Origin of the sequence: Bacteroides sp. L10-4 (genome assembly GCF_013373675.1) — a bacterium.
In the GTDB taxonomy this organism is placed as follows: domain Bacteria; phylum Bacteroidota; class Bacteroidia; order Bacteroidales; family Bacteroidaceae; genus Bacteroides; species Bacteroides muris.
On the sequence record NZ_JABXJH010000114.1, the window covers coordinates 1 to 3890 of the forward strand.

Sequence of the window (3890 nt, forward strand, 5' to 3'; positions counted from 1 at the left end):
AAAAGAATTTTTAGCAGGTCCGGTCTGAAACCGAACAGAACTTTTAATACTAAACTTATCAAAGAACTCTTTGGCATAGTGGCAGAAGCCGCTTAGCCGATATGGTGAATTTTTAACGGACTATTATTATATTAAAGGATTTTAAATTAGAGACTACTAACTTTACCTATGCGAGTTTGTAATTCTTCTATCAAAGGTTCTAACTCTTTAGGGATACGGTCAACTTCTGTAAATTCACCATGTCTTGCAGCCATAGTTCCTGCAACTTCTGATGAAACTTTTATTTGAAATGCAGCACGTTTTGGGGTTGAAATGTCTCTAATAGTAACCCTATTTCTTATCTGCTTTTCTGAAAGGCTAAAGGTCTTATATTGCCATGGAGTTTGTAAATATCCTCCATATATATCAGTAGTAGCTATTTCATCAAAGTAGTTTAGAAGTATTTGATGGAGTAGTTTCCATGCTGCCGAAGCATTTACTTTATCCCCATCAATTTGGTAGTATAAAGAATCCAAGTCAATTGTAAAGAATTTATTTACAACGCCAGAAGCCGCAGAAGCACGATAAAAACCATCTTGTTGCAAGGCAAAAGATAGGCTGCTACGTTTATCTTCTCCATAGAATTTAGTCAATATGGGTTTATATTCGTTGCACTCACATCGTATAATTACAACTTCATTCTTTTTCTTTGGACGTGTAAATTCCGCATATCCATAACCAGATAAAGTGTTGTTGACATATATGGCAGCTTCCTTAGGTTCTACTGTGATTTTGATAACCTTAGGTTTCTTTGCCGCTTGACATATTACCATGGAGACCAACAGTGCATTTATTAAAAGTAAAAATCTTTTCATGGCTTGTATTATTTAACTTGAGGTTTAACTTGTTGCCCAGAAGAATAACGGTAGTCTTTAGGGATATTCAAATCAAACAATTGATTCTTCCTCCCTTTTACATAATAGTTTCTATTATATATTTCAACACCATTTTCCCTACATGAAACTTTGATATAATCAGTTCCTTTAGGAACAATATAGTTAACTTGTCCTCGTCCAACATATTCTTCGTCAACATATATTTCTACATGTTGCTCATTGCATAAAAGACTTATTGGAATACTGGTAGCACATGAAATCAAGAGTGTGCTTACCATGAGCAATCCAATTGATTTAAATATTCTCATTTCAATAGGTATTTAACTTCTTATCCCCATAAGAAGAGTGAACAGCAAATAAAAGTGTAGGGGAAGCAATGTGATAATTGTACACTTGTCTATCATGTCAGAGACAATTTAAATGTAGGACTATCTGTTTCGTATTAAAAGTATTGTAATAGCCAAAGTTCCCTGTTGACTGTTATATAAAAAAGAAGCGTGGGAACTACTGATATTATTGCATTGAGGCTCTGGACTGCCCTTACCCAATAATAAACAATAGCCCACGCCAAACATTATATAGGCCACTTGAATAAGTAGATATATAACACCGACGTGAGCGTTCTTGTCTATTATCTTGGGTAATAGAATTGTCCAGATTCCAATGCAAGATAATATCTTAAACGCTCTTCGTTAACTAAATATGTCTTCCAACATTGACCTAACGTTTTAGGTGTGAGGGAATATGATGCAAAGTTAAGAATTTTATTTGAATGGCAAGAACTTATTGTTTATAAAATGTTGGGAGATGCCTAAAATCGGGTTCTTTAGATAAGTGCTAAACCGACCTTTACATTTGTAAGAACTCTATGCGGAATATTCCCACTTACCTTGAATTATGAACTTTATGTATATTTGAACTCCGATTAACGGCTATTTGGGACAGAACCATTCAGACCACTATAAAGATGTATCTTAATAATCCTGTCCCAATCAATTAGAAGCTCAAACAGTCATAAGTCTGTAGAATCTCTTCCTGCCTTAATCCCAAGTATCTTTTAGTAATGGCAACAGAACTATGATTGAACAGTTCCATGAGCTTTACTAAGGCAAGTTCAGCATTATCACTGTTCATGTTATAGACCTGCCTACCAAAAGTCTTTCTAAGCGAATGGCAGCTAAAGTTCTTAATCTTTAACCTGTACTTCTTCTTCACCTCTTTAAGGATGATATTGATTCTCTGAACTGTAAAGATAGTGCCTTTCTGACTTATAAGGATTGGCGCATTGATTCCAACTGGATTTATATGCTCGTAGCACTCCTTAATATGTTCCTGTAATTGGGGGTTCAGTCTGATAGTCCTTACCTTGCCTGTCTTTTGCTCAATTACTGTAAATTCGTCAGTATCTAATATCTGCTTCCACCTTAGAGATAGAATATCAGATATTCTTAATCCTGTGAAGCATCCCAAAGCTATAAGAAGTGAGATTTTATAATTCTCGTCTTTGGCTAACTTCCTTATGAGGTTCATTGCATCAGACCATATAAGATAGTCTGCCGTTGTGCTTGAATATTTAAGTGACATAATGTTCTGTTTTATAGGTTAATGAATAGAAGTGAATATTAATTCTGAGTTGGATTTACTAACTCACTGATTACTAAATGAACATTCACTAATAATGAAAGTGAATATGATAAGGACACCTAACTTAAAAGTTGAGTGCCCTTTACCTTATTATAATTCTCCCTCGTCAGCAAAGCTGTAATATCCTGCATCTGTAAGTATGAGGTGGTCTATTACTGAAATTCTCATAAGTCTTGCAGCATCCTTGACCTGCTTAGTAATCTCCATATCCTGCCTGCTTGGTTTCATGCTACCGCTTGGGTGATTATGTGCAAGAATGATAGTTACTGAATTGGTGAGCAATGCGGCTTGCAGAATAACTCTTACATCAGCACAAGTTTCAGTAATTCCTCCCTCTGATATGAGAGTGTAGCCTAAAACTTGGCTGGCTTGGTTTAGGAACAGAACTTTGAAGTATTCTTTGTAACAGATAGTTCCCTCCTTATATGTAGGAAGTAAATATTTATATGCGTCCTCTGAACTGACTACCTTATATATATTCTTGAATTTGGGTTTGTAGGACAATTCCACTTCACCCACAGTATAATCTATATTCATATTGTTGCTAATTGTTAGAGTGTATAAACAGAAAAAGGACACCTAACTTAATAGATGCCCTTTCAATTAATAGTATGTATGAGTTGGTTTACTTCTTAGAGTAATGGTGCTTCATGGAGAATATATGCACTTCTATCTTATCATCGTTTACAGAGTAAACAAGACGATGTTCTGCGGTGATTCTCCTTGACCATTTACCAGTCAATTCATATTTTAGTGGTTCTGGCTTCCCAATTCCAGTATAAGGATGTTCTGCAATATCGTTCAGTAAAGCTGTAATCTTATTCAGAATTATCTTATTGCCACTCTGTGAGAAGAATAGATATTCCTTCCGTGCTTGGTCAGATAATATTATTCTGTACATGATGCTCGCTTTAAAAAGTCTTCTATGCTTTCTCCATCTTTCTGTGCTATATAATTGCCATTCTTTATATCTTCCTCACCTTGACGTATAGCTTCCATTGTTGCAGGTGAGGACATTATATATTCAGTCTCTTTCAATGAATTGTATTCATCAAGGGAAATCATCACTACTCCTTTACCATTACCCCGATTGACGATTACAGTATCGTAATCATCAATTACTGAATCAATATAACCTTTAAGATTTGCTCTTAAATCAGTGTAATTGGCTGTTCTCATAAATCCTCCTTTTTTATAATGCAAATGTATGTACTTATTTGCGTACTTGCAAATATAATTAGTTAATTTAAGTTTCGCAAGTCAGCATGAAAGTTTATAAGAGGGTATAAAAGAAGGCATAGAGTTTTCTGTATATCGCAGAAAATGAGTATCTTTAAAGTGGTCAAACAAAATAATACTCAACTCTATGCC

The 3890-nt window shown here is 34.9% G+C and carries 6 protein-coding genes; all 6 read right to left on the reverse strand.

Annotated elements, in window-relative coordinates; genetic code table 11:
• Window positions 1-146 precede the first annotated feature (146 nt).
• The 6 genes from HU824_RS19135 to HU824_RS19160 all read right to left on the reverse strand — a co-directional run bounded on the left by HU824_RS19135 (window position 147) and on the right by HU824_RS19160 (window position 3698).
• Window positions 147-854 carry a hypothetical protein gene (locus HU824_RS19135; RefSeq protein ID WP_176469711.1) on the reverse strand — a complete coding sequence of 236 codons (708 nt, stop codon included), beginning with the start codon at window positions 852-854 and terminating at the stop codon, window positions 147-149.
• Window positions 855-862: 8 nt separating this feature from the next.
• A complete protein-coding gene (locus HU824_RS19140) occupies window positions 863-1183 on the reverse strand; it encodes a hypothetical protein (protein WP_176469712.1) in 321 nt (106 codons plus the stop codon).
• A 688-nt stretch (window positions 1184-1871) separates the two neighbouring features.
• The gene (locus HU824_RS19145; protein ID WP_176469713.1) at window positions 1872-2459 is read right to left on the reverse strand and encodes a tyrosine-type recombinase/integrase; all 588 of its coding nucleotides are present in this window, start codon (window positions 2457-2459) and stop codon (window positions 1872-1874) included.
• A gap of 150 nt (window positions 2460-2609) precedes the next feature.
• Window positions 2610-3056, reverse strand: coding sequence for a JAB domain-containing protein (locus tag HU824_RS19150; protein ID WP_176469714.1), 447 nt, complete (start codon window positions 3054-3056; stop codon window positions 2610-2612).
• 88 nt (window positions 3057-3144) lie between these two features.
• Complete coding sequence (locus HU824_RS19155; RefSeq protein ID WP_016275797.1) at window positions 3145-3420, reverse strand: Txe/YoeB family addiction module toxin; 276 nt, start codon at window positions 3418-3420, stop codon at window positions 3145-3147.
• Window positions 3408-3698, reverse strand: coding sequence for a type II toxin-antitoxin system Phd/YefM family antitoxin (locus tag HU824_RS19160; RefSeq protein ID WP_009124091.1), 291 nt, complete (start codon window positions 3696-3698; stop codon window positions 3408-3410). Before HU824_RS19160 ends, HU824_RS19155 begins: the two co-directional genes overlap by 13 nt.
• Between the last annotated feature and the right edge of the window lie 192 nt (window positions 3699-3890).

Excerpts from the sequence above, each read along its gene's own strand:
- HU824_RS19145 (WP_176469713.1), bottom strand. The coding sequence starts at position 2,459 with ATGTCACTTAAATATTCAAGCACAACGGCAGACTATCTTATATGGTCT.
- HU824_RS19160 (WP_009124091.1), bottom strand. The coding sequence starts at position 3,698 with ATGAGAACAGCCAATTACACTGATTTAAGAGCAAATCTTAAAGGTTAT.
- HU824_RS19150 (WP_176469714.1), bottom strand. The coding sequence starts at position 3,056 with ATGAATATAGATTATACTGTGGGTGAAGTGGAATTGTCCTACAAACCC.
- HU824_RS19135 (WP_176469711.1), bottom strand. The coding sequence starts at position 854 with ATGAAAAGATTTTTACTTTTAATAAATGCACTGTTGGTCTCCATGGTA.
- HU824_RS19140 (WP_176469712.1), bottom strand. The coding sequence starts at position 1,183 with ATGAGAATATTTAAATCAATTGGATTGCTCATGGTAAGCACACTCTTG.
- HU824_RS19155 (WP_016275797.1), bottom strand. The coding sequence starts at position 3,420 with ATGTACAGAATAATATTATCTGACCAAGCACGGAAGGAATATCTATTC.